Origin of the sequence: Pseudomonas umsongensis (assembly GCF_012647205.1) — a bacterium.
GTDB classification, from domain to species: domain Bacteria; phylum Pseudomonadota; class Gammaproteobacteria; order Pseudomonadales; family Pseudomonadaceae; genus Aquipseudomonas; species Aquipseudomonas umsongensis.
In genome coordinates this window covers 996624-1020283 of record NZ_CP051487.1, presented here as the reverse complement: position 1 = coordinate 1020283, position 23660 = coordinate 996624, and the positions used below count along the sequence as shown (strand labels likewise).

Here is a 23660-nt window from a genome sequence, read left to right as displayed (position 1 = left end):
ACGCCTTAAATTCATCGTTCTGAGGCAGGCCGCTGGGCGCCCTGCGAGAAAAAGCGCCGGTGACTGGACACCGGCATCCGCGCCCGGATGGACGCCTGTTCGCTGCTATCGCGTTCGGCCAGCAGCACGGCCTCGCCTTGACCCTGTTGTGCCAGCACCCGTCCCCATGGGTCGACGATTGCCGCGTGTCCCCAGGTTTCCCTTGGCCCCGGATGCGTTCCACCCTGGGCGGCCGCGAGCACATAACACTGGGTTTCGATGGCTCGCGCACGAATCAGCACATCCCAGTGCGCGGCGCCGGTTACGGCGGTGAAAGCCGACGGCGCGGTAATCAGTTCCGCGCCGGCAGCACGCAATTCACTGTAGAGCTCCGGGAAGCGCAGGTCATAACAAACCGTCAGGCCGACTCGGCCGACCGGCGTATCCGCAACCACTATCCCGCTGCCATAAGCATAGTCATCGGATTCGCGATAACGGCCGCGATTGTCTGCCACGTCCACGTCAAACAGGTGCAGCTTGTCGTAGCGAGCGACCGTTTCGCCTTGGTCGTCAACCAGCAACGAGCAGGCATGCACCTTGGCCGACGGTTGATCCACCGGCGGCAACGGCAAGGTGCCCGCCACAATCCATAACTTGAGGTCGCGGGCCGTCTGTTTCAACCAGGGCAGGATCGGGCCTTCGCCCAACGCCTCGGCGCGACCGATGTCGGCGATGTCGCGCCGGCCCATGGCGGCGAAATTTTCCGGCAGCACAGCCAATTTCGCACCGCCCACGGCCGCTTGTTCCAGCAACTGACGCGCCCGGGCCAGGTTGGCCAGCACATCGCTCTGGCTGACCATTTGAATTACCGCTACAGACATGGCCTTTCCCTGATCGGATACCAACGCATACCTGTAGGAGCTGCCGCAGGCTGCGATCTTTTGATGTTGCTTTTAAGATCAAGATCAAAAGATCGCAGCCTGCGGCAGCTCCTACAGTGGAGTTAAGGCCATGCTACTCCATAGGTTTGGAGGATGGCGTCAAAAAGCCTTGTCGAAGGTGATTTTCGGTTCTTTCCACGGTCCCTTGACGGTGTACTTCACGCTGGCGAAGCGCGCCACACGGTCACCGATCAACTTGTCGATCAGGAACAGTGCCCCACCGATCGCCGGTGCGCCGACGATCAGCGCGGCGATGGGCAGGTTGTTGGTCACTGGCAGGGTCACCAGCAGTTTCGCATCGATCTGATCGGCCACCATATTCAGGGTGCCGTCGAGCTCAATGGTGCTCGATGGACCGGTCAGGCGGATTGGCTCCCGTGTCACGTACACCCCGTTGGTCGCCACCAGCAGGCCCTTGACCCGGTCATAGCTCAGGCCTTTGCCGAACAGGTCGGAGAAGTCCAGGCGCAAGCGGCGGCCAATGGAGTTGAAGTTGAGCAGGCCAAATACACGCAACGCCTGGGCACTGCCTTCGACCTCGACAAACTGGCCTTCCTTGAGCGACGCATCGAGGGTGCCAGAGAGACGCTTGGTCCCCATCCATGCCGGCGAGCCCGGCCAGCGGGCGTCGACATCCATGTGAAATTCCTGGCTGGTGACGCTCGGCGCGTAGCCCCAGCCCTTGAGGACATCCGCCAGGTTCTTGCCGCTGATCCGCCCCTTGTACCAACTGGTGCTGGCACCAGGTGGACCTTCCCATCCGCCGCTGCCTTGCAACAACATGCCCTTGAGGCCCATGTCCAGCGAGTTGAGCGCGATACCCCTGGCCGTCGGACGCACCTTCAGCGACCAGGCGCCCACCAGGTCGTTGCCCTGATACAACTGATTGATGATGATATCCAACGCCGGGATCTTGGTCGGGTCCACCGAGGCCAGGGGATCCGGCGAGTTTTCGTCGGCCAGAACCTTTGGGTCCGGGGCGGGCAGGCGCACCGTTTGCAGGTTGATCACCATCGGCGCAGCCTTGGCATCGGGGATGCTGGCGGCGCCCTTGACCTGCTGGCTGTCGAGTTGCAGGGCCCACGAGGACGGTTTGCGCGTCAGCTGCACCACCGCCTGATCCAGGGTGGTACCCAAGGCGCTGAGCTTGCCGACCTTGATGTCCGCTCCGCTGAGCAACTGCTTGGCGTTGCCACCGGGGTCTTGGCCGGCATACTTGCTCACCAGGTCCTGCCAGGGGCCGACATCCAGTTCCGAGAGCACGCCACGAATGCGCAAACCCTTGGCCCCGGGCAGCGCGGCCGTGCCATTGCCGAGAAACAATTCACCGCGACCGCCGGCAAAATTGCCGGCCGGTGCAGCAAACGTGAAGCTCGCCAGCTCCCCGTAATTTGCCCAGTAGCGCCGCTCCGCTCCTTGCAGGGTCATGCGAAACGAAGTGTCGCGCCCGACATCCGCCGCCAGGCCAAAGGGCGCCGGCAGATCGACCGCCACACCCTTGAGACTGGAATTGACCATCAATTGGCTATCGGCACCATCCAGGGTCAGTTGCAGTTGGTACGGGATAACGCCACTCACTGGCAACGGCTGGGTCACGCCCAGCCAATCCTTGAGCTTCTTGACTTCGACCTGCCCGGAAGCGGTGACCCGGGTGTTGAGCTTGCCTTCACGACCGTCGGCGAAAATTTGCGCAGTGACCGGCTTATCGAAGGCGCGCGCACTGATGTTCTGCCCACTCAAGCCTTTGCTGCTGTCAAAACGGAAGTCACCCTTGAGCTGAGTCAGCTCGAGGGGGGGCTCGGGCAGTTTCAAACGGGCCTTTGCCGTCTTGAAGTCAACCAGGATCTTGGGCTGTTCGCCCTTGGCCAGCGGAATATCCAGCTTCAGTTTGCCTTGCAGATCGCCCTCGCCTTCCCAACCCGCGAAAGTCTCGGCAGTGCCTATCGGCGCTTCCTTGAGGATTTTCAGGCCATCACCCAATCCACCGGCGAACGCACCGTCGAGAAACAGGTGACTGTTTTGCCCGGCGGGCACATGGGGAATGTTGACGTAGATATCGCGGACCTGGGTGTCGAGCAATTGCCCCTTGCTGGCCAGAATCCGTACGCCACTGTCTTCAACGAATACGTCACCCGTGACCTTGCTGACATGCGGCCAGCCAGGCTGGAACGCCAGCTCGGCATCGTGGACCTTGAAAAACAGGCTGATGCTGCGTGCCGTTTCCTCTGCGCCGTGGTTCAACGAGCCTTGGTACTGGAAGAATCCCTGATCCACCGCACCTTTGAGAATCGCCGTGCGCAGCCATTCGTCCAGCGCCGGGCTGAGGACGGTCGGCAGGTATTTGGCGGTGTAGCGACCGTCGCCGTCCACCAGACCAACCCGCAGGTCCATGTAGTCTTCCCGTGCCTCATCGAAAAACAGGCGGATCAAGAAGTCGCCGGCAATCTTGCCTTCCTCGCCCAACACCTTCAGGTACGGCGCGATCAGCGTGAAACTTTCCTTGTCGAGCTTCCAGGTCAAGGTCGCGTTGGCCTGGATGTATTGCCATGGCTTGGCGAAAATCGGGTCCAGGTGCAGCATGAAATCCTTGCTGTCCATGCGCAACTCGCCATGGCCAAGGTCGCCGCTGATGCTGCCCGTGACATTACGTGCCGCTGGGGCACCGTGATACGCGTCAAAGCCGACGCGATCAAGGTTGGCTGCGAAGCTGAACCGGCTGTCATCGGTGGCATTGGGCTTCACGTCGATCAGCACGTTGCGCAACCCACCGGTGACCTTGAGCCGCTCGACCACCGTGGCGACCCCTTCCGGCAATGGCGCCAGGGCGTTGAGCACCGGCGTGAGTGGTGTCAGGTCGAGACGGTCGGCTTGCAGATGCCAGATGTTTTGCGTCTGGTCCGAGGCCGTGACCTGCTTCAATTGCAGTCGTGATTCCCAGCGGGTCTCGCCAAGGTTCATGGCCAGGGAGTCAACCGTTACCAGCATGCCCTCGGCGCTGCGCTGGAAATAACCGTTAAGCGCCAGGTTGTTGATCTGGATCGGCTTGCGTTCGGCATAGGCCCCTTTGAATTGCGGCGCATTCAACCGCACGGCGCCGCTTTGCAAGGCGCCTTTGCCCCAGGTTGCCCACAGCTCGCCACCCGCCTTGAGTTCGGAGAAATTCCACTGCTGGGTCAGGGTTTCGGGCAACCATTTCGACCAGTCGCTTTGCGGCAAGCTCACATAGACTTGCGCCTCGCCGTCCTGCCACTGGCTGGCTCGAATACGGGTACGCACACTCAAGGCCAATGGCTGGCCATCGGGCAGGGTCAAGCGGGCATCGAGTCGTTGGCGGGATGCGCCGGTTTTCAGCGTCGCGCCAACGTACGTCAGGGTCAGCGGCGATTCTCCCCAAGGCTGCAACGTGACCTGGCTGTCGAGTACCGACAGTTGCTGGATCATTTGCATGCGATTGAGTAGCTGCTCCGGCTCAAATGGCTGATCGTCCTTGACCGGCAAGCCTTCCAGCGCCCACGCGCCGTCATCGCCTTGCTTGAGGCTGATCTTCAGGCCATTGAGTTCCAGATTGGCGATGCGCACCTCGCGGGCCAGCAGACTCTCCCACAGGTCCGGGACAGCCCGCACGTTTTCCAGGTGCAGGGCGTTGGCCCCCTCGCCTACGGTCACGTCGTGAGCCGACAGAATGGGCGCGAAGCCACTCCAGCTGCCTTTCAGCTCGCCGATTTGCAGGGGCATGCCCAAGGCCTCGCTGGCCTTGGTTTCGACTTCGCCACGGTACTCGGCCACCAACGGCGCCAGTTCCCGGCCCAGGCTGACGTACAACGCCATCACCACCAAAACCAACGCGCACAGGCCCAGACCCCAGCGGGTCAGTGCGGCCAATATGCGTGTCAGACGCTCCATGTCAGGTGGCTCCCATGGCAAAAGTTCTGCAGAAAGCTGAGGCCAGCCATTCAGGAAAATTCAGGACGAAGCAGTTCAGAGCAGCACGACGTCGTATTGTTCCTGGGAATACATGGTTTCGACCTGGAATCGGATGGTGCGCCCGATAAATACTTCAAGTTCGGCGACGTTACCCGACTCCTCATCGAGCAGACGATCGACAACCCGCTGGTTCGCCAATACACGATAGCCTTCCGCCTGATAGGCGCGAGCCTCACGCAGGATTTCGCGGAAGATTTCATAGCAAATGGTTTCCGGGGTTTTCAGCTTGCCGCGCCCCTGGCAACTGGTGCACGGCTCGCACAGGACCTGTTCGAGGCTTTCGCGGGTGCGCTTGCGAGTCATCTGCACCAGGCCCAACTCGGTGATGCCGATGATGTTGGTCTTGGCGTGGTCGCGCTCCAGTTGCTTCTCGAGCGTGCGCAGGACCTGGCGCTGGTGTTCTTCATCCTCCATGTCGATGAAGTCGATGATGATGATCCCGCCCAGGTTGCGCAGCCTCAATTGTCGGGCAATGGCGGTCGCCGCTTCGAGGTTGGTCTTGAAGATGGTTTCTTCAAGATTGCGATGCCCGACGAACGCACCGGTGTTGACGTCGATGGTGCTCATGGCTTCCGCCGGGTCGACCACCAGATAACCGCCGGACTTCAACGGGACTTTGCGCTCAAGGGCCTTCTGGATTTCATCTTCGACACCGTACAGGTCGAAAATCGGTCGCTCGCCCGGATAGTGCTCCAGACGATCTGCGATCTCTGGCATCAATTCGGCGACGAACTGCGTGGTTTTCTGGAAAGTTTCCCGGGAGTCGATGCGAATCTTCTCGATCTTCGGGCTCACCAGGTCGCGCAGCGTGCGCAGCGCCAAGCCGAGGTCCTCATAGATCACACTCGGCGCGCTGATGGTCTTGATCTGCTCGCTGATCTGGTCCCATAGCCTGCGCAGGTAGCGGATGTCCATGAGGATTTCATCGGCACCGGCCCCTTCGGCGGCCGTGCGCAGGATGAACCCGCCCGCTTCCTTGATGCCTTCCTTGGCCACGCAATCGGTGACCACTTGCTTGAGGCGATCGCGCTCGGCCTCGTCTTCGATTTTCAGCGAAATACCGACGTGGGCGGTGCGCGGCATGTACACCAGGTAACGAGAAGGAATCGACAGCTGCGTGGTCAGGCGCGCACCTTTGGAGCCGATGGGGTCCTTGGTGACTTGCACCACCAGGCTCTGGCCTTCGTGCACCAACGCGCTGATGCTCTCGACGGCCGGACCTTCACGCAAGGAGATTTCGGATGCATGAATGAACGCGGCGCGGTCCAGGCCGATATCGACGAACGCCGCCTGCATGCCGGGCAATACCCGCACGACCTTGCCTTTGTAGATGTTGCCGACGATCCCGCGCTTTTGCGTGCGCTCGACATGAACTTCTTGCAGGACACCGTTTTCGACCACCGCCACGCGCGATTCCATCGGCGTGATGTTGATCAGGATCTCTTCACTCATGGCAGGGTCTCGTTCAGGCATGTTCACAATAATGGCCGGGTACGACGCTTAGCGTGCGTTATTGGGTTGCCAACAGGGTATGCCGAAATGGCCGAGCAGTTGCGCGGTTTCGCACAGCGGCAGTCCAACCACCGCCGAGTAACTCCCAGTGAGCCCGGCGACAAACACTGCGCCCAGCCCTTGAATGCCGTAGCCACCGGCCTTGTCCCGAGGTTCACCGCTGGCCCAGTAGGCCGCCGCTTCATCTGGGCTGATTTCACGAAAACGTACGTGACTGGTGACCACCAACGACTCGCAACGATCAAAATCGAGCAGCGCTATCGCGGTCAGGACCTGATGCTCGCGCCCGGACAACATCTTCAGCATGGCGCACGCGTCGCCTTCATCAACCGGTTTGCCAAGAATTTTTCCATCAAGCACCACGGCGGTATCTGCACCGAGCACGCAGCAGGACGCATCAGACGCGACTGCGCCGCGTCCGGCCTCGGCCTTGCCACGCGCCAGGCGCTCGACATAGGCCGACGGGGATTCATGATTCAAAGGGGTTTCATCGATATCCGCGCTGATGGCGGTGAACGGCACGCCGATCTGCGTGAGCAGTTCACGCCGACGCGGTGAGCCAGAGGCGAGGTACAACCGTTTCATCAAGACCTCTCCCTGTCTAATGCCCGAACGAATTAATTGATTTTGTAGCGTCGACGCAATCCGCGCAAACCGAAGCTGACCCAGGGCCAGAGCAACGCGCTGACCAGTGCCGGCAATACCAGGGCCAGGGTTGGCTGACGATTGCCAGTCAAGGCGCTGAGCCATAGTTGCACCAGCTGGGCGAGGCCGAAGATCACCAGGATCACCAGGCTCTGCTGCCACATCGGGAACATTCGCAGGCGTTGTTGCAGCGCCAGCACCAGGTAGGTGATGAGCGTCAGGATCAATGCATTCTGGCCCAGCAGCGTGCCGTACAGCACGTCCTCGGCCAAGCCCAGGCACCAGGCGGTGACCATCCCGACTTTCTGCGGCAGCGCCAGTGCCCAGAACGCCAGCAGCAAGGCCAGCCACAGGGGGCGCAGGATCTCCATGAATTGCGGCAGCGGCGATACGCTGAGCAACATGCCGACGGCAAATGTCAGCCAGACGATCCAGCCGTTTCGAGAAGCTGTGACACCGACCATTATTCTCGTCCCCCAGTGGTAGCCGGTGCGGAGACAGGCGGTTTGGCAGCAGGCTTGACAGCAACGGGCTTGACGACAGCGGGTTGTGTCGCCGGTGGCTTGGCGGGTGCAGTCGTGGTGGGTTTGGCGGCAGGCTTGGCCGGGGTCGTGACCGCCGGAGTAGCCGCTGGCGTCGCCGGAACAGCCGGAGCCGCGACTGCTGCCGGTACAACCGCCGGTCTCGGCACGGTCGCCGGAATGATCGGCCCCCCACCCTGCGCATCCAGGCTTTCCTGGGCCTGGGCAGCGTCGTTGGCGCGCTCCTCGGCAGTGCGAGTGTCGCTGAACACCAGCAGCAAATAACGGCTGCGGTTCAAGGCGGCGGTCGGTACGGCGCGAACAATGGCGAACGGCTGGCCGGAGTCATGGATCACTTCCTTGACCGTCGCCACCGGGTAACCTGCCGGGAAACGCTGGCCCAGGCCGGAGCTGACCAACAGGTCGCCTTCCTTGATATCGGCGGTATCGGCCACGTGGCGCAATTCGAGGCGTTCCGGGTTGCCGGTGCCGCTGGCAATGGCGCGCAGGCCGTTGCGGTTGACCTGCACCGGAATGCTGTGGGTGGAATCGGTCAGCAGCAGGACCCGGGAGGTGTAGGGCATCAACTCGACCACCTGGCCCATCAGGCCACGGGCATCGAGCACCGGCTGCCCGAGCACCACGCCGTCGCGTTCACCCTTGTTGATGATGATGCGATGGGTGAATGGGTTGGGGTCCATGCCGATCAACTCAGCCACTTCGACCTTTTCGTTCACCAGTGCCGAAGAGTTGAGCAACTCGCGCAGCCGAACGTTCTGCTCGGTAAGGGAGGCAAGCTTTTGCATGCGCCCCTGCAACAGCAGGTTTTCGCTCTTGAGCTTTTCGTTTTCGGCGATCAGTTCGGTGCGGCTGCCAAACTGGCTGGCCACACCCTGCCATAGCCGCTGCGGCAGGTCGGTGATCCAGTAAGACTGCATCAACACCAGCGACATCTGGCTACGCACTGGCTTGAGCAGTGTGAAGCGGGCATCGACCACCATCAGCGCGACCGACAGCACGACCAGCACCAACAAGCGCACGCCCAGTGAGGGACCCTTGGTGAAAAGCGGTTTAATAAGCCGCTCCTCCCAGGCAAATGTTCTCTTTATTCATACGGCATCAAACCGGCCTGGATGCAGACGACAGAAGATAAACGCGAACAGGCAGCACTGCAAAGTGCCGCCTGCGCGCTCACAGCATAGAGGCGATCCGGCGACTTATTCGCTGGAGAGCAGGTCCATGGTGTGTTTATCCATCATTTCCAATGCACGGCCACCGCCGCGAGCAACGCAGGTCAACGGGTCTTCGGCAACGATCACCGGCAGGCCGGTTTCCTGTGCCAGCAGCTTGTCGAGGTCACGCAGCAAGGCGCCACCACCGGTCAACACCAGGCCACGCTCGGCGATGTCGGAAGCCAGCTCCGGCGGCGACTGCTCCAGCGCGCTCTTCACGGCCTGAACGATGGTCGCCAGCGACTCTTGCAGCGCTTCGAGCACTTCGTTGGAGTTCAGGGTGAATGCGCGTGGAACGCCTTCGGCCAGGTTGCGGCCACGAACGTCGACTTCGCGAACTTCGCCACCCGGGTAAGCGGTACCGATTTCCTGCTTGATGCGCTCGGCAGTGGACTCACCGATCAGGCTGCCGTAGTTGCGACGCACATACGTGATGATCGCTTCGTCGAAACGGTCGCCACCTACCCGTACGGATTCGGCATAGACCACGCCATTCAGCGAGATCAGCGCGATTTCGGTGGTACCGCCACCGATATCCACGACCATCGAACCGCGGGCTTCTTCAACCGGCAAACCGGCACCGATCGCAGCAGCCATCGGCTCTTCGATCAGGAACACTTCACGGGCACCGGCACCGAGCGCCGATTCACGGATGGCGCGACGTTCAACCTGGGTGGACTTGCATGGGACGCAGATCAGCACTCGAGGGCTAGGCTGCAGGAAGCTGTTTTCATGAACCTTGTTGATAAAATACTGCAGCATCTTCTCGCAGACGCTGAAGTCGGCGATCACGCCGTCTTTCATCGGACGAATGGCAGCAATATTGCCCGGCGTACGGCCCAACATGCGCTTCGCTTCGGTGCCGACAGCAACGACACTTTTCTGGTTACCGTGTGTCCGAATGGCCACAACCGATGGCTCATTCAGGACGATACCGCGCTCACGCACGTAAATAAGGGTGTTGGCAGTGCCCAGGTCAATGGAAAGATCGCTGGAAAACATGCCACGCAGTTTCTTGAACATGGGAAAGGGACCCTAGGCAACGCGTGGGTAAAAAAGTGCGGCAAACTCTAACAACGACAGGGATTTTGGGCAAGGCGCCAATATGTTAAATTGGCCGTTTTTCTGTGCACCAAACCCCACAATCGCGGCCATATGACCGTAGAAGTGCGGTAGTGTTCCGACAATCTAACACACGGACGCCGTCCGTCTTGTTTTCCACTGGAGAATCCCAATGGCGCTTGAACGCTCCGACGTGGAAAAAATCGCTCATCTGGCCTGCCTTGGCCTCAATGATGCCGATCTTCCACACATCACTTCGGCCCTCAACAGCATTCTCGGGTTGGTCGACGAAATGCAGGCGGTGAATACCGATGGTATCGAGCCGCTCGCCCACCCACTGGAAGCCAGCCAGCGCCTGCGTGCAGACGTCGTGACCGAAAGCAACAATCGCGAGGCCTACCAGTCCATCGCACCAGCGGTCGAAAACGGCCTGTACCTGGTTCCGAAAGTCATCGACTAAAGGGAAAGAGCCTGCAATGCATCAATTGACTCTGGCCGAGATCGCCCGCGGACTCGCCGATAAAAAGTTTTCCTCCGAAGAGCTGACCAAAGTCCTGCTGGCGCGCATCGCCCAGCTCGACCCGCAGCTCAACAGCTTCATCAGCCTCACCGAAGACCTGGCGCTGACGCAGGCGAAAGCCGCTGATGCCCGCCGGGCCAATGGTGAGAGCGGCGCCCTGCTGGGTGCGCCGATCGCCCACAAGGACCTGTTCTGCACCCAGGGCATCCGCACCAGTTGCGGCTCGAAGATGCTCGACAACTTCAAGGCACCGTACGACGCCACCGTCGTCGCCAAGCTGGCCGCTGCCGGGGCCGTGACCCTGGGCAAGACCAACATGGACGAATTCGCCATGGGCTCGGCCAACGAGTCGAGCTACTACGGCGCGGTGAAAAACCCGTGGAACCTGGAATACGTGCCGGGCGGTTCCTCCGGCGGCTCCGCGGCTGCAGTGGCCGCTCGCCTGTTGCCTGCCGCCACTGGCACCGATACCGGCGGTTCGATCCGCCAGCCAGCGGCGCTGACCAACCTCACAGGCCTGAAACCGACGTACGGTCGCGTATCGCGTTGGGGCATGATCGCCTACGCGTCCAGCCTCGATCAGGGCGGTCCGTTGGCGCGCACTGCCGAAGACTGCGCAATATTGTTGCAAGGTATGGCCGGCTTCGATCCGAACGACTCGACCAGCATCGATGAACCCGTGCCGGACTACAGCGCCAGCCTCAACGGTTCGCTGCAAGGGCTGCGCATCGGCGTGCCGAAAGAGTATTTCAGCGCCGGTCTCGACCCGCGCATCGCCGACCTGGTGATGGCCAGCGTCGAAGAGCTGAAAAAGCTCGGTGCCGTGATCAAGGAAATCAGCCTGCCAAACATGCAGCACGCGATTCCTGCGTACTACGTGATCGCCCCGGCGGAAGCCTCTTCCAACCTGTCGCGTTTCGATGGCGTGCGCTTCGGCTATCGCTGCGAAGACCCGAAAAACCTGGAAGACCTGTACAAGCGCTCCCGTGGCGAAGGTTTCGGCACAGAAGTGCAGCGCCGCATCATGGTCGGCGCCTACGCCCTGTCCGCCGGCTACTACGACGCCTACTACCTGAAGGCGCAGAAGATTCGTCGCTTGATCAAGAACGACTTCATGGCGGCCTTCAACGAGGTCGACATCATTCTCGGCCCAACCACGCCAAACCCGGCCTGGAAGCTCGGCGCCAAGAACAGCGACCCGGTCGCTGCCTACCTGGAAGACGTCTACACCATCACCGCCAACCTCGCCGGCCTGCCAGGCCTGTCGATGCCGGCCGGTTTTGTCGATGGTTTGCCAGTAGGCGTGCAGCTGCTCGCTCCGTATTTCCAGGAAGGCCGCTTGCTCAACGTTGCGCACCAGTACCAGTTGAACACTGACTGGCACACCCGCACCCCAACCGGCTTCTGAGGAGACACACATGCAATGGGAAGTCGTGATCGGGCTGGAGATTCACACCCAGCTCACCACCCGGTCGAAAATCTTTTCCGGTAGTTCCACCACCTTCGGTTCCGAGCCGAACACCCAGGCCAGCCTCGTAGACCTGGGCATGCCCGGCGTACTGCCGGTGCTGAACCAGGAAGCGGTGCGCATGGCGGTGATGTTCGGCCTGGCGATTGACGCCGAGATCGGCCAGCACAACGTGTTCGCACGCAAGAACTACTTCTACCCGGACCTGCCCAAGGGCTACCAGATCAGCCAGATGGAATTGCCGATCGTCGGCAAGGGCCACCTGGACATCGCCCTGGAAGACGGTACGGTCAAACGTGTCGGCATCACCCGCGCGCACCTGGAAGAAGACGCCGGCAAGAGCCTGCACGAAGAGTTCAACGGTGCCACCGGCATCGACCTGAACCGCGCGGGCACGCCACTGCTGGAGATCGTTTCCGAGCCAGACATGCGCAGCGCCAAGGAAGCCGTGGCTTACGTCAAGGCGATCCACGCACTGGTGCGATACCTGGGCATCTGCGACGGCAACATGGCCGAAGGTTCGCTGCGTTGCGACTGCAACGTATCGATCCGTCCAAAGGGCCAGGTCGAGTTCGGTACGCGCTGCGAGATCAAGAACGTCAACTCGTTCCGCTTCATCGAGAAGGCGATCAACAGCGAAATCCAGCGTCAGATCGAGCTGATCGAAGACGGCGGCAAGGTGATCCAGCAGACCCGCCTGTACGATCCGAACAAGGACGAAACCCGTCCGATGCGCAGCAAGGAGGAAGCCAACGACTACCGTTACTTCCCCGATCCGGACCTGCTGCCTGTCGTGATCGAAAACTCGTTCCTCGACGACGTGCGCGCCACCCTGCCCGAATTGCCACCGCAGAAACGCGAGCGTTTCCAGGAGCAATTCGGTCTGTCGGTCTATGACGCCAGCGTGCTGGCCACCAGCCGCGAACAAGCCGACTACTTCGAGAAGGTCGCGAGCATCGGCGGCGACGCCAAGCTGGCGGCCAACTGGGTCATGGTTGAACTGGGCAGCCTGCTCAACAAGCAAGGCCTGGATATCGAGCAGTCGCCGGTTTCGGCCGAGCAACTGGGCGGCATGCTGCTGCGCATCAAGGACAACACCATCTCCGGCAAGATCGCCAAGGTGGTGTTCGAAGCCATGGCCAACGGCGAAGGCAGCGCAGACGAGATCATCGAAAAGCGCGGCCTCAAGCAAGTGACCGACACCGGCGCGATCTCGGCGGTGCTGGACGAAATGCTCGCGGCCAATGCCGAGCAGGTCGAGCAATACCGCGCGGCAGACGAAGCCAAGCGCGGCAAGATGTTCGGCTTCTTCGTCGGCCAAGCCATGAAGGCATCGAAAGGCAAGGCCAACCCGCAACAGGTCAACGAACTGCTGAAAAGCAAGCTCGAAGGCTGACCGGAATGGAGCCAGCTCTAAAATCTGGCTCCATTTTACTGTGGGAGCGAGCCTGCTCGCGAATGGGGTTTGGCACTCAACACAAAATTGACTGTCAGATTGGCATTCGCGAGCAGGTCGGATCGCCGCACCGTCGCTCTCACTTTTTGTTTCGGGAAAACTTCTATGAAGCGCCTACTTGGACTTTGCGCCCTGCTCTCCCTGCTCGCCGGTTGCGCCAGCACCGACACCGTCGACCCGCACGGCTATGACAAAACCGGCGTTGCCTCCTATTACGGCGCCAAACACCAAGGCAAACGCACCGCCAGTGGCGAGCGTTTCGACAAGAATTCCCTGACCGCCGCCCATCGCCAGCTACCCTTCGGTACACGGGTGAAGGTCACCAACCTGAAAAACGACAGATCCTGCGTAGTGCGCATCAATGATCGTGGCCCGCACACCCGTGGCCGCCTGATTGATTTGTCCCATGAAGCCGCCGAACGACTGGGCATGCTCAAGAGCGGCACCGCGCGGGTTCGCGTGCAAGCCCTCGACTGACCGACGGAGCCCCGACCATTTTCGGACTAGCCGATTTACCCCTGATCAGCGTGATTGAATTGCTCAGCGGGCTGGCGTTGCTGATCGCCGGCGCCGAACTGATGGTGCGCGCTGCCGTGCGCCTGGCAGCACGCCTGCATGTACGCCCACTGATCATCGGCCTGACCATCGTCGCCCTCGGCAGCAGCGCACCGCAGATGGCGGTCAGCTTGCAAGCCACCTTGGCGCACAACGCCGACATTGCCGTCGGCAGTGTGATCGGCAGCAGCATTTTCAACATCCTCGTCACCCTCGGATTGTCGGCGCTGATCATCCCGTTGCGGGTGTCACGCCAACTGGTGCGCCTGGATATTCCCCTGATGATCGGCGCCAGCCTGCTGGTATTCGTACTCGCCTGGAATGAAGAACTGACCCGTGCCGACGGCGTGATGCTGTTGATGGCACTGGCGATTTACCTGGGCTTGTTGCTGCGCCAGTCACGGCATTCGGCGCGCCCGGTTTCGAGCCATGAGCACAACGGCCAGGCGCCATGGCTGAGCAGCCTGCTGATGATTATCGCCGGGCTGGCGATGCTGGTGTACGCCGGGCACCTGCTGTTGGGGGCTGCCGTTGCGGTCGCCACCGATCTTGGGCTGTCGGAGCGGATCATCGGCCTGACCATCGTCGCTGTCAGCACATCACTGCCTGAGCTCGCCACTTCGTTGATCGCCGCGATGCGCGGCGAGCGTGATATTGCCGTGGGCAACGTGATTGGCAGCAATTTGTTCAACCTCCTGGGTGTGCTGGGCCTGACCGCGTTAGTCGCGCCAGCGCCGCTGTCGGTATCGCCAAACGCCCTGGATTTCGACCTGCCGGTAATGCTTGGCGTCGCGGTGCTATGCCTGCCGGTGTTCTATTCCGGTTACCGCGTGACCCGCGCCGAAGGCCTGCTGTTCCTGGGCTTGTACCTGGCTTACGGACTGCACGTGGTGTCGTTCACCACCGGCATGCCGCTGGCCGGCAAGCTTGAACACCTGATGCTGTTTTTCGTCCTGCCAGCGCTCGTGGCGTTCTTGTTGTTCACGTCATTGCGCGCCTGGCGTCGCCAACACCATAAGAGGGAATTGCCATGACCGAGAACAAGAAAACCGGCGTTGAAGTACGTCGCCAAGTGATGGGCGACACCTTTGTCGACCGCGCACTGGGCAACGCTACGGAGTTCACCCAGCCGCTGCAGGATTTCGTCAACGAACATGCCTGGGGCGGAGTCTGGAATCGCGAAGGCCTGCCCTTGAAAACCCGCAGCCTGATCACGCTCGCAGCGCTGACGGCGCTGAAGTGCCCGCAGGAATTGAAAGGCCACGTGCGCGGCGCGCTGAACAACGGCTGCACCGTGGAAGAGATACGCGAAGCGCTACTGCATTGCGCGGTGTATGCCGGTGTCCCAGCGGCGATTGATGCGTTTCGGGCGGCGCAGGAAGTTATCGAGCAATATCAGTAACCCTCCTCGTTTAAAACTTCGTTCGACGGGAACGTAATTGACTGCGGCGCCCCGTCGAATGTTTTCGACTGCCTGAAATCCGACGGATGCATATTTGCACCGATACTTTCCAAATATAAATATCTCGAAAAATAACACGCCCGAAAAACCTTTCCATATCGATAATACAAAGACAATCTTCTCCCATCGCAAAAAAAAAAATCGTCACAGCAATTCCTAAACAACTTGAAACAAGCGAGAAGATTCAATGCGACCCGCCTTTTTTGCCACGGTCCAGAACATACTGATAACCCTTGCACTGGCAAGCCCCGCTGCACATGCCGAAACCTTAGTAGACAGGTGCTCAGTACCAATCCAAGATTTCAGCGAAGTGCTAAATTGCTACAAAAACCAGGAAGCGTCAAAGCCATTACTCTACGCTGCAAAAGGCATTCAACTCTTTCCGGGCGTAGAAAGGCGCAGCTTTGAGCTTTCGGCTCAGCAGTGGTCACCCGAAGGGCTAGTCAGTCCGAAACAATGGAAACATAGTGTCGATATTTATATCCCGCATAATGCCAACCTTGAGCAAGCAATATTGGTAGCGAATAACGGCACCAATATTCCCGCTGGAAACAAGGTCGAAACTGAACCTACGGATTTCACTCAATCCATGGCCCTGGAAGTTGCACGTAGAACTCGGACAATCGTCATCTCTCTCAGTAATATCCCCAATCAATATCTCACTTACGCCGACGACGGGATTGCCCGTACAGAAGACTCAAGCGTCGCCCATAGCTGGAAGTTATTTCTCGAAAATCCCGAAGCGCGCCCCTACATGTCCGTTCATTTGCCGATGATGGCTTCCATGGTCAAGGCGATGGACCTTGCCCAGAAAGAACTCAAACCTTGGAAAGTCGAACGATTCATCGCCAGTGGCTTGTCGAAACGCGCTTGGGTGGCCTGGCTCACCGCTATTGCGGATGAGCGCGTCAACGCGGTCGTACCCTTTGTCATTGATATTCTCGGCTCAGACAAAGTGTTCGAACATACCTTTCAAACCTTTGGAAAAAACTGGCCGCTGGCATTCTATGACTATCACCGTGAAGAGGTGATCCAGAGGCGGCACAGCGAAAACTTCCAGAAACTGATGACCATCGAGGACCCCTTGGCTTATCTGGACAGCGCCTATGCCGAGCGGCTGTCAATTGCGAAGTACATCGTCAACGCCAGTAGTGATGACTTTTTCGTTCCAGATAACACAGACTTCTATTTCGACCGTCTGCCCGGGCCGAAAAGCCTACGGGTCGCTCCCAATTCCAGCCACGGCGGGATTCGGCAATTCGTTGAAAGCTCGCTTATTACCGTAGTCAACCGATGGCAGCAAAATCGCCCGCTACCCTCCATGACGACTAGCACAACAACCCACGGCACCGGCAAATCCGTTTCGTTGCAGTTCAGCGAGCCGCCTGCCCAGGTGACTCAGTGGACCGCCGTGAATCCGACGGCGCGAGACTTCCGGGATGCTTGCGCAATTCGCTATCAGCCCCTGCATATCACCCCTTCCACCCCGTTGCAGGCACAGGTGCATATGGAAATACCCGAGCAGGGCTGGGCTGCGACATTTCTAGAGGCGACCTTCGCCGATGGTTTTGTCGTCACCACACCGGTGCAAATCATGCCTGAGCACTACCCGACCGCTGCCCCTCCAGAGAACGGGCCCACGTGTAAAACCCTACCCGACCTGGCCAAGCGCTAAATCCAGCCCCCCCACTGCAACAAAAAGATCCCGACATTGGTGGTCACCGCCGCCATCAGCGTGGTGAGCACAATGATCGCCGCCGCCAGTTCATGATTGCCATTCGCTGCCCGGGCCATGACGAAACTGGCGGCGGCGGTCGGGCTGCCGAAGTACAGGAACAGAATCCCCAGCTCCGCACCGCGAAAGCCCCAGAGCCACGCGCCCAGGGTCGCCAGGATTGGCAGGCCGAGCATCTTCAACAGACTTGAACTGAGCGCCATCGAGCCACTTTTGCGCATCGCCGCCAGTGACAGCGTGCCGCCGATGCAAATCAACGCCAACGGCAAGGTGGTTTGCGCCAGATACTGGCCGGACGTCTCCAGCCATCCCGGCAAGCTGATCTTGAAGTAAGCAAAGGGCGCGGCCGCAATCACGCTGATGATCAGCGGGTTACTGATCACGCTTTTGCAGATGCTCCATGGATCGGACTTGATTACCGGGCTGTACACCGCCAGCACAATGGTCGAGAGGGTGTTGTAGAACAGAATCACCAGCGCCGCCAGGATCGCCCCGAGGGATATCCCGTAGTCGCCGTACATGCTCGCGGCCAGTGCCAGGCCGATCACCCCGTTGTTACCGCGAAAAGCGCCCTGGGTGTAGATCCCCCGGTCTTCACGCGGGCACCTGAAGATCGCCCAGCCCCAGGCGATGGCAAAGCACACCAGGGTCGCGAGGGAGAAGTAGATCAGCAGGGCCGGTTGCAATGCGGCGTGCAAGTCGGCGTGCAGGATGCCCAGAAACAGCAGTGCCGGCATGGTGACGTTGAACACCAGGGACGAGGCGGTGTGAATGAAGTTGTCGTTGATCCAGTCGATGCGCTTGAGCAACACCCCCAGAAACAGCATGGCGAACACCGGTGCGGTGATGTTCAGGGTTTCGAGGAAAATTGCCAGCATGCCGGGGAGGACCTTGAGGTGGGCGTCGTTAGGAGGCTAATGATAAGCCACTTTCACCCGGATCGTTCCCACGCCCTGCGTGGGAATGCCTCTTGTGACGCTCCGCGTCACGCTTTGGGACGCAGAGCGTCCCTGACTGCATTCCCACGCGGAGCATGGGAACGATCTTATTACGTAATCGGCGCCGGGTTGAACAACGTGATGTCGTTATGCAGCTTGTGCTTTTCAGCCCACGTCTGCTGCTTGCCACTGGCTACATCCAGGTAGTAGTGGAACAACTCCCAGCCAAGTTCCTCGATGGATGCGCGCCCGGTGGCAATACGCCCGGCGTCGATGTCGATCAGATCCGGCCAGCGCTGCGCCAGTTCGGTCCGGGTCGATACCTTCACCACCGGCGCCATGGCCAACCCGTAAGGCGTGCCGCGGCCCGTGGTAAACACGTGCAGGTTCATGCCCGCCGCCAACTGCAACGTGCCGCAGACAAAGTCACTGGCCGGGGTCGCGCAGAAAATCAGGCCTTTTTCCTTGAACCGTTCGCCTGGGCCGAGCACACCCGTGATGGCGCTGCTACCGGACTTGACGATCGAACCCAGGGACTTCTCGACAATGTTCGACAAACCGCCCTTCTTGTTGCCCGGCGTGGTGTTGGCGCTACGGTCCGCTTCGCCCTTGGCCAGGTAACGGTCGTACCAGTCCATTTCCCGTACCAGCTCCTGGGCAACTTCTTTGGTTTGCGCACGGGAGGTCAGCAGGTAGATCGCATCGCGCACTTCGGTGACTTCGGAAAACATCACCGTCGCACCCGCACGCAACAACAGGTCCGAGGCATAGCCCAGCGCCGGGTTGGCGGTAATCCCGGAAAACGCGTCGCTGCCGCCACACTGCATGCCCAGGATCAGCTCGGACGCGGGCACGGTTTCCCGGCGACGTTGATCGAGCTTCTTCAAACGGGTTTCAGCCAGCTCCATGATCTGCTCGATCATCTCGGTAAAACCGTGACTGGAATCCTGCAGGCGATACAACCACGGCTCGCTCAGATCCACCGAGGCATCGCCCTCGTGCATCACCTGCCCGGCCTGCAATTTTTCACAACCCAGGCTGATCACCAGCGCTTCGCCACCCAGGTTCGGGTTGCGCGCCAGGTTACGCACAGTGCGAATCGGGATGTCGGCGTCGGTGGCGGTGATCGCCACGCCACAGCCATAGCTGTGGGTCAGCGCCACCACGTCATCGACGTGCGGGTACTTGGGCAGAAGCTCTTCCTTGATGCGCTTGACCGCGTGATCCAGCACGCCGGTGACGCATTGCACCGTAGTGGTGATACCCAGAATGTTGCGCGTGCCGACGGTGCCGTCGGCGTTGCGATAACCCTCGAAGGTGAAGCCTTCAAGCGGTGCCTGCGCGGCCGGCACCTCGGTGGACAGCGGCAGGCTGTCCAGCGGCGGCGCGGTCGGCATGCGCAATTGATCTTCCTTGACCCAACTGCCACGGGGAATCGGCTGCAGGGCGTAGCCGATGACCTGCCCGTAACGAATCACCTGGCCACCCTCGGGAATGTCCTCCAGGGTGACCTTGTGGCTCTGTGGCACGAAGTCGACGGTGACCAGGCCATCGGAAAACTCGGTGCCGGCCGGCACCCCCTGGTCATTGACCACGATCACCACGTTGTCTCGCTCGTGCAGGCGGATGTAGCGCGGCGAATCGGAATGTTCAATCAACTGCATGACGCCGCTCCTCAGGAATGCGCTTGAGACAATTTACCGGATGCTTCAGGACCGTTGACCGGCGGTTCCTTGAGCACCACACGCTTGATCGGACCGACGATCACCAGGTAGCTGAACACCGCGACCAGTGCGTTGCAACCGACAAACACCAGCGCCCATTTGAACGAACCAGTGGAACTGATGATGTAGCCAATGACGATCGGCGTGGTGATGGACGCCAGGTTGCCGAAGGTGTTGAACAGGCCACCGCTAAGACCGGCGATCTGCTTCGGTGAAGTATCGGACACCACCGCCCAACCCAAGGCACCCACGCCTTTGCCGAAGAATGCCAGCGCCATGAAGCCCACGACCATCCACTCAACGTCCACGTAGTTGCACGCGACGATGCTGCTGGAGACCAGCAGGCCGGCGATGATCGGCGCCTTGCGGGCGAAGGTCAGGGAATGGCCTTTGCGCAGCAGGTAATCGGAAATCACCCCGCCGAGCACACCGCCGATGAAGCCGCAGATCGCCGGCAACGAGGCGATGAAACCGGCCTTGAGGATGGTCATGCCGCGCTCTTGAACCAGGTACACCGGGAACCAGGTCAGGAAGAAGTAAGTGATGCCGTTGATGCAGTATTGGCCGAGGTATACGCCCAACATCATGCGATTGGTCAGCAACTGGCGGATGTAGTCCCACTTCGGACCGTCGCCCTTCTTGCCCTTGCCTTTGTCCTGGTCCATGTCAACCATGCCGCCGTTGTCGGCGATGTGCTTGAACTCGGCGTCGTTGATCATCGGGTGCTGGCGCGGGCTGTGGATAACCTTCAGCCAGATGCCCGAGAAAATGATGCCGATCACGCCCATGACGATGAACACGTGCTGCCAGCCGAAGCTGTAGACGATCCAGCCCATCAGCGGTGCGAACAACACCGTGGCAAAGTATTGCGCCGAGTTGAAGATCGCTGAAGCGGTGCCACGTTCAGCGGTCGGGAACCAGGCCGCGACGATTCGTGCGTTGCCGGGGAAGGATGGCGCTTCGGCCAGACCGACGAGAAAGCGAAGCATGAACAGCGCAACCACCGCCGTGGACATGCCGAACTCGCCGACATAACCCTGTAACACGGTGAACAGCGACCAGGTGAAGATGCTCAGTGCATAGATTTTTTTCGAACCGAAACGGTCCAGCAGCCAGCCACCGGGAATTTGCCCGGCCACGTAGGCCCAACCGAATGCGGAGAAGATATAGCCGAGGGTGACTGCGTCAATGCCCAGGTCTTTTTGCAGGCTGGAGCCGGCGATGGCAATGGTGGCACGGTCGGCGTAGTTGATCGTGGTCACCAGAAACAGCATGAGCAGGATCAAATAGCGGACGTGAGTCGGCTTCTTGGTCGATTGCATGTAGATGTACTCCCACTGATTATTTTTATGCGGGTAATAACGTTACTGCCTGTAGGAACGGCCGGTCGACGCTCGATTGCTGGCGATCGCGTCGCCGCGGTGTAAATGACACCCCGCGGTGCCTGCATCGCCAGCAAGCCGGCTCCTACAAGGTATTGCGCTGTATCAGGAGCCGACGTAGGCCGTTTTTACGACCGTGTAGAACTCTTGGGCATAGCGACCTTGCTCACGTGATCCATAGGATGAACCTTTACGCCCGCCGAACGGAACGTGGTAATCCACGCCAGCGGTCGGCAGGTTGACCATCACCATCCCGGCCTGGGAGTGGCGCTTGAAGTGGTTGGCATACTTCAAGGAAGTGGTGGCGATGCCCGCCGACAGACCGAACTCGGTGTCGTTGGCCATGGCCAGTGCGGCTTCGTAATCGGCTACGCGAACGATGTTGGCCACCGGGCCGAAGATCTCTTCGCGGCTGATGCGCATCGAGGCTTGGCTGTCGGCAAACAGTGTTGGCGCGAGAAAGTAGCCTTCGGTGTCGCAGGTCACCAGGCCACCGCCACTGACCAGGCGCGCACCTTCGGACTGGCCGATGTCGATGTATTTCATGTCCTGTTCAAGCTGCGCTTGCGACACCACCGGACCGATGTCGATGCCGGATTTCAATGCGTGACCCACCTTGATCGATTTCATGCGCTCGGCCATGGCTTCGACGAACTGGTCGTGGATCCCGGCGGTGACGATGAAGCGACTCGACGCCGTGCAACGCTGGCCGGTGGAGTAGAACGCGCTCTGTACCGACAGCTCGACCGCTTGCTTGAGGTCGGCGTCGTCGAGAATGATCTGCGGGTTCTTGCCACCCATTTCCAGCTGCACCTTGGCCTGGCGCGACACGCAATTCACGGCGATCTGACGACCGACACCCACGGAACCGGTGAAGCTGATGCCGTCGACTTTCGGGCTGTTGACCAGTGCATCGCCAACCACACGACCGCTGCCCATCACCAGGTTGAAGACACCGGACGGGAAGCCTGCGCGGGAGATGATTTCCGCAAGCGCCCAGGCGCAGCCCGGCACCAGATCAGCCGGTTTCAACACCACGCAGTTGCCGTAGGCCAGGGCCGGAGCGATTTTCCAGGCGGGGATCGCTATCGGGAAATTCCACGGTGTGATCAGGCCGACCACACCCAGGGCTTCGCGGGTGACTTCAACATTGACGCCCGGACGCACCGACGGCAGGTAGTCGCCGGACAGGCGCAGGCATTCACCGGCGAAGAACTTGAATATGTTGCCGGCGCGGGTCACTTCGCCGATGGCTTCGGGCAGGGTCTTGCCCTCTTCCCTGGCCAGCAGGGTGCCGAGTTCTTCGCGGCGGGCGAGGATCTCGTTACCGACTTTATCCAGGGAATCGTGACGGGCCTGAATGCCCGAAACCGACCACGCCGGGAATGCGGCACGGGCGGCGTCGATGGCGGCGTGGACCTGAGCCAGATCAGCCTTGGCGTAATCGCCGATGGCGTCGCTCAGTTCGGACGGGTTGATGTTGACCGAGTAATCGGCACCGGCGACCCATTCACCGTTGATGTAGTTGTCGTAGCGCTTTGTCACGAGTCGTTCTCCTCACGCAAAAAGCCGCTGATCGCTCAGCGGCTTCGGTTTGATCATTGTTATTGCGCGCCCTGCTTGTCGATCAGCGCGGCGAGCATTTCGTACTCTTCGCCGGTCAGATCGGTCAGCGGCGCACGCACTGGGCCCGCGTCATAACCGGCAATCTTGGCCCCGGCCTTGACGATGCTCACCGCGTAACCGGCTTTGCGGTTACGGATGTCCAGGTACGGCAGGAAGAAGTCGTCGATGATCTTGCCGACGGTGGCGTGATCTTCAAGGGCGATGGCGTGGTAGAAATCCATCGCGGTTTTCGGGATGAAGTTGAACACCGCCGAGGAGTACACCGGTACGCCCAGCGCCTTATAGGCTGCGGCGTAGACTTCGGCGGTCGGCAGACCACCCAGGTAGCTGAAACGATCACCGAGGCGGCGACGGATCGACACCATCAACTCGATATCACCGAGGCCATCCTTGTAGCCGATCAGGTTCGGGCAACGCTCGGCCAGACGTTCCAACAGCGGCGCGTTCAGGCGGCAGACGTTACGGTTGTAGACCACCACGCCAATATTGACCGACTTGCACACGGCTTCAACGTGAGCGGCAACGCCGTCCTGGCTGGCTTCGGTCAGATAGTGCGGCAGCAGCAGCAGGCCTTTGGCCCCCAGACGCTCGGCTTCCTGGGCGTATTCGATGGCCTGGCGGGTCGAACCGCCGACACCGGCGAGGATCGGCACGCTGGTGGCGCAGGTGTCGACGGCCGTCTTGATGATTTCCGAGTATTCGCTGGCCGCCAGGGAGAAGAACTCACCGGTGCCGCCCGCGGCGAACAAAGCCGAGGCGCCGTACGGGGCCAGCCACTCCAGGCGCTTGATATAGCCAGCGCGGTTGAAATCGCCCTGGGCATTGAAATCGGTGACCGGGAAAGACAGCAGACCGGAAGAGAGGATGGACTTCAGTTCTTGTGGATTCATTATTCGAACACCCTGGGTAGCGACGTTG

Annotated in this window: 19 protein-coding genes; 7 read left to right on the top strand and 12 right to left on the bottom strand. The window is 60.4% G+C overall.

The window, feature by feature from the left end:
• Positions 1-11: 11 nt before the first annotated feature.
• From HGP31_RS04430 to mreB, 7 genes are all read right to left on the bottom strand, one after another.
• Positions 12-860 carry a carbon-nitrogen hydrolase family protein gene (locus tag HGP31_RS04430; RefSeq protein ID WP_020796633.1) on the bottom strand — a complete coding sequence of 283 codons (849 nt, stop codon included), beginning with the start codon at positions 858-860 and terminating at the stop codon, positions 12-14.
• 159 nt (positions 861-1019) lie between these two features.
• On the bottom strand, positions 1020-4823 hold the full coding sequence (locus tag HGP31_RS04425) for a YhdP family protein (protein ID WP_168757237.1): 3804 nt from the start codon (positions 4821-4823) through the stop codon (positions 1020-1022).
• A 75-nt stretch (positions 4824-4898) separates the two neighbouring features.
• A complete protein-coding gene (gene rng / locus HGP31_RS04420) occupies positions 4899-6356 on the bottom strand; it encodes a ribonuclease G (RefSeq protein WP_020796631.1) in 1458 nt (485 codons plus the stop codon).
• 48 nt (positions 6357-6404) lie between these two features.
• Positions 6405-7001 carry a Maf family protein gene (locus tag HGP31_RS04415; RefSeq protein WP_033040138.1) on the bottom strand — a complete coding sequence of 199 codons (597 nt, stop codon included), beginning with the start codon at positions 6999-7001 and terminating at the stop codon, positions 6405-6407.
• 32 nt (positions 7002-7033) lie between these two features.
• A complete protein-coding gene (gene mreD / locus HGP31_RS04410; protein ID WP_008054347.1) occupies positions 7034-7525 on the bottom strand; it encodes a rod shape-determining protein MreD in 492 nt (163 codons plus the stop codon).
• The gene (gene mreC / locus HGP31_RS04405) at positions 7525-8658 is read right to left on the bottom strand and encodes a rod shape-determining protein MreC (protein ID WP_080725290.1); all 1134 of its coding nucleotides are present in this window, start codon (positions 8656-8658) and stop codon (positions 7525-7527) included. The genes mreD and mreC overlap by 1 nt, the downstream gene beginning before the upstream one ends.
• Before the next feature lie 141 nt (positions 8659-8799).
• Positions 8800-9837 (bottom strand): rod shape-determining protein MreB, encoded by a 1038-nt coding sequence (mreB, locus tag HGP31_RS04400; protein ID WP_002555108.1) that lies wholly within the window; start codon positions 9835-9837, stop codon positions 8800-8802.
• 211 nt (positions 9838-10048) lie between these two features.
• On the opposite strand from mreB, the gene gatC reads away from it, so the two are divergent.
• The 7 genes from gatC (at position 10049) to HGP31_RS04365 (ending at position 17012) form a co-directional block, all read left to right on the top strand.
• Positions 10049-10336 carry an Asp-tRNA(Asn)/Glu-tRNA(Gln) amidotransferase subunit GatC gene (gene gatC, locus HGP31_RS04395; RefSeq protein WP_008054345.1) on the top strand — a complete coding sequence of 96 codons (288 nt, stop codon included), beginning with the start codon at positions 10049-10051 and terminating at the stop codon, positions 10334-10336.
• Positions 10337-10352: 16 nt separating this feature from the next.
• Positions 10353-11804: an Asp-tRNA(Asn)/Glu-tRNA(Gln) amidotransferase subunit GatA gene (gene gatA, locus HGP31_RS04390; RefSeq protein ID WP_020796627.1), complete on the top strand. Its 1452-nt coding sequence runs from the start codon at positions 10353-10355 to the stop codon at positions 11802-11804.
• A gap of 10 nt (positions 11805-11814) precedes the next feature.
• The gene (gene gatB / locus HGP31_RS04385; protein ID WP_020796626.1) at positions 11815-13260 is read left to right on the top strand and encodes an Asp-tRNA(Asn)/Glu-tRNA(Gln) amidotransferase subunit GatB; all 1446 of its coding nucleotides are present in this window, start codon (positions 11815-11817) and stop codon (positions 13258-13260) included.
• A 165-nt stretch (positions 13261-13425) separates the two neighbouring features.
• Positions 13426-13797 carry a septal ring lytic transglycosylase RlpA family protein gene (locus HGP31_RS04380; protein ID WP_020796625.1) on the top strand — a complete coding sequence of 124 codons (372 nt, stop codon included), beginning with the start codon at positions 13426-13428 and terminating at the stop codon, positions 13795-13797.
• 50 nt (positions 13798-13847) lie between these two features.
• Entirely contained in the window at positions 13848-14909 is a 1062-nt protein-coding gene (locus HGP31_RS04375; RefSeq protein WP_020796624.1) for a calcium/sodium antiporter, read from the top strand.
• A complete protein-coding gene (locus HGP31_RS04370) occupies positions 14906-15277 on the top strand; it encodes a carboxymuconolactone decarboxylase family protein (protein WP_020796623.1) in 372 nt (123 codons plus the stop codon). The genes HGP31_RS04375 and HGP31_RS04370 overlap by 4 nt, the downstream gene beginning before the upstream one ends.
• A 247-nt stretch (positions 15278-15524) precedes the next feature.
• Positions 15525-17012 carry a PhoPQ-activated pathogenicity-related family protein gene (locus HGP31_RS04365; RefSeq protein ID WP_240963520.1) on the top strand — a complete coding sequence of 496 codons (1488 nt, stop codon included), beginning with the start codon at positions 15525-15527 and terminating at the stop codon, positions 17010-17012.
• On the opposite strand, the gene HGP31_RS04360 is transcribed toward HGP31_RS04365, so the two are convergent.
• From HGP31_RS04360 to kdgD, 5 genes are all read right to left on the bottom strand, one after another.
• Positions 17009-17950 carry an AEC family transporter gene (locus tag HGP31_RS04360; protein ID WP_020796621.1) on the bottom strand — a complete coding sequence of 314 codons (942 nt, stop codon included), beginning with the start codon at positions 17948-17950 and terminating at the stop codon, positions 17009-17011. The genes HGP31_RS04365 and HGP31_RS04360 overlap by 4 nt on opposite strands.
• Positions 17951-18120: 170 nt before the next feature.
• Complete coding sequence (gene garD / locus HGP31_RS04355; RefSeq protein ID WP_168757236.1) at positions 18121-19674, bottom strand: galactarate dehydratase; 1554 nt, start codon at positions 19672-19674, stop codon at positions 18121-18123.
• Positions 19675-19685: 11 nt separating this feature from the next.
• Entirely contained in the window at positions 19686-21056 is a 1371-nt protein-coding gene (locus tag HGP31_RS04350) for an MFS transporter (RefSeq protein ID WP_168757235.1), read from the bottom strand.
• A gap of 165 nt (positions 21057-21221) precedes the next feature.
• Entirely contained in the window at positions 21222-22661 is a 1440-nt protein-coding gene (locus HGP31_RS04345) for an aldehyde dehydrogenase family protein (RefSeq protein WP_168757234.1), read from the bottom strand.
• 59 nt (positions 22662-22720) lie between these two features.
• Positions 22721-23632 carry a 5-dehydro-4-deoxyglucarate dehydratase gene (gene kdgD, locus HGP31_RS04340; protein WP_083348222.1) on the bottom strand — a complete coding sequence of 304 codons (912 nt, stop codon included), beginning with the start codon at positions 23630-23632 and terminating at the stop codon, positions 22721-22723.
• Positions 23633-23660 lie beyond the last annotated feature (28 nt).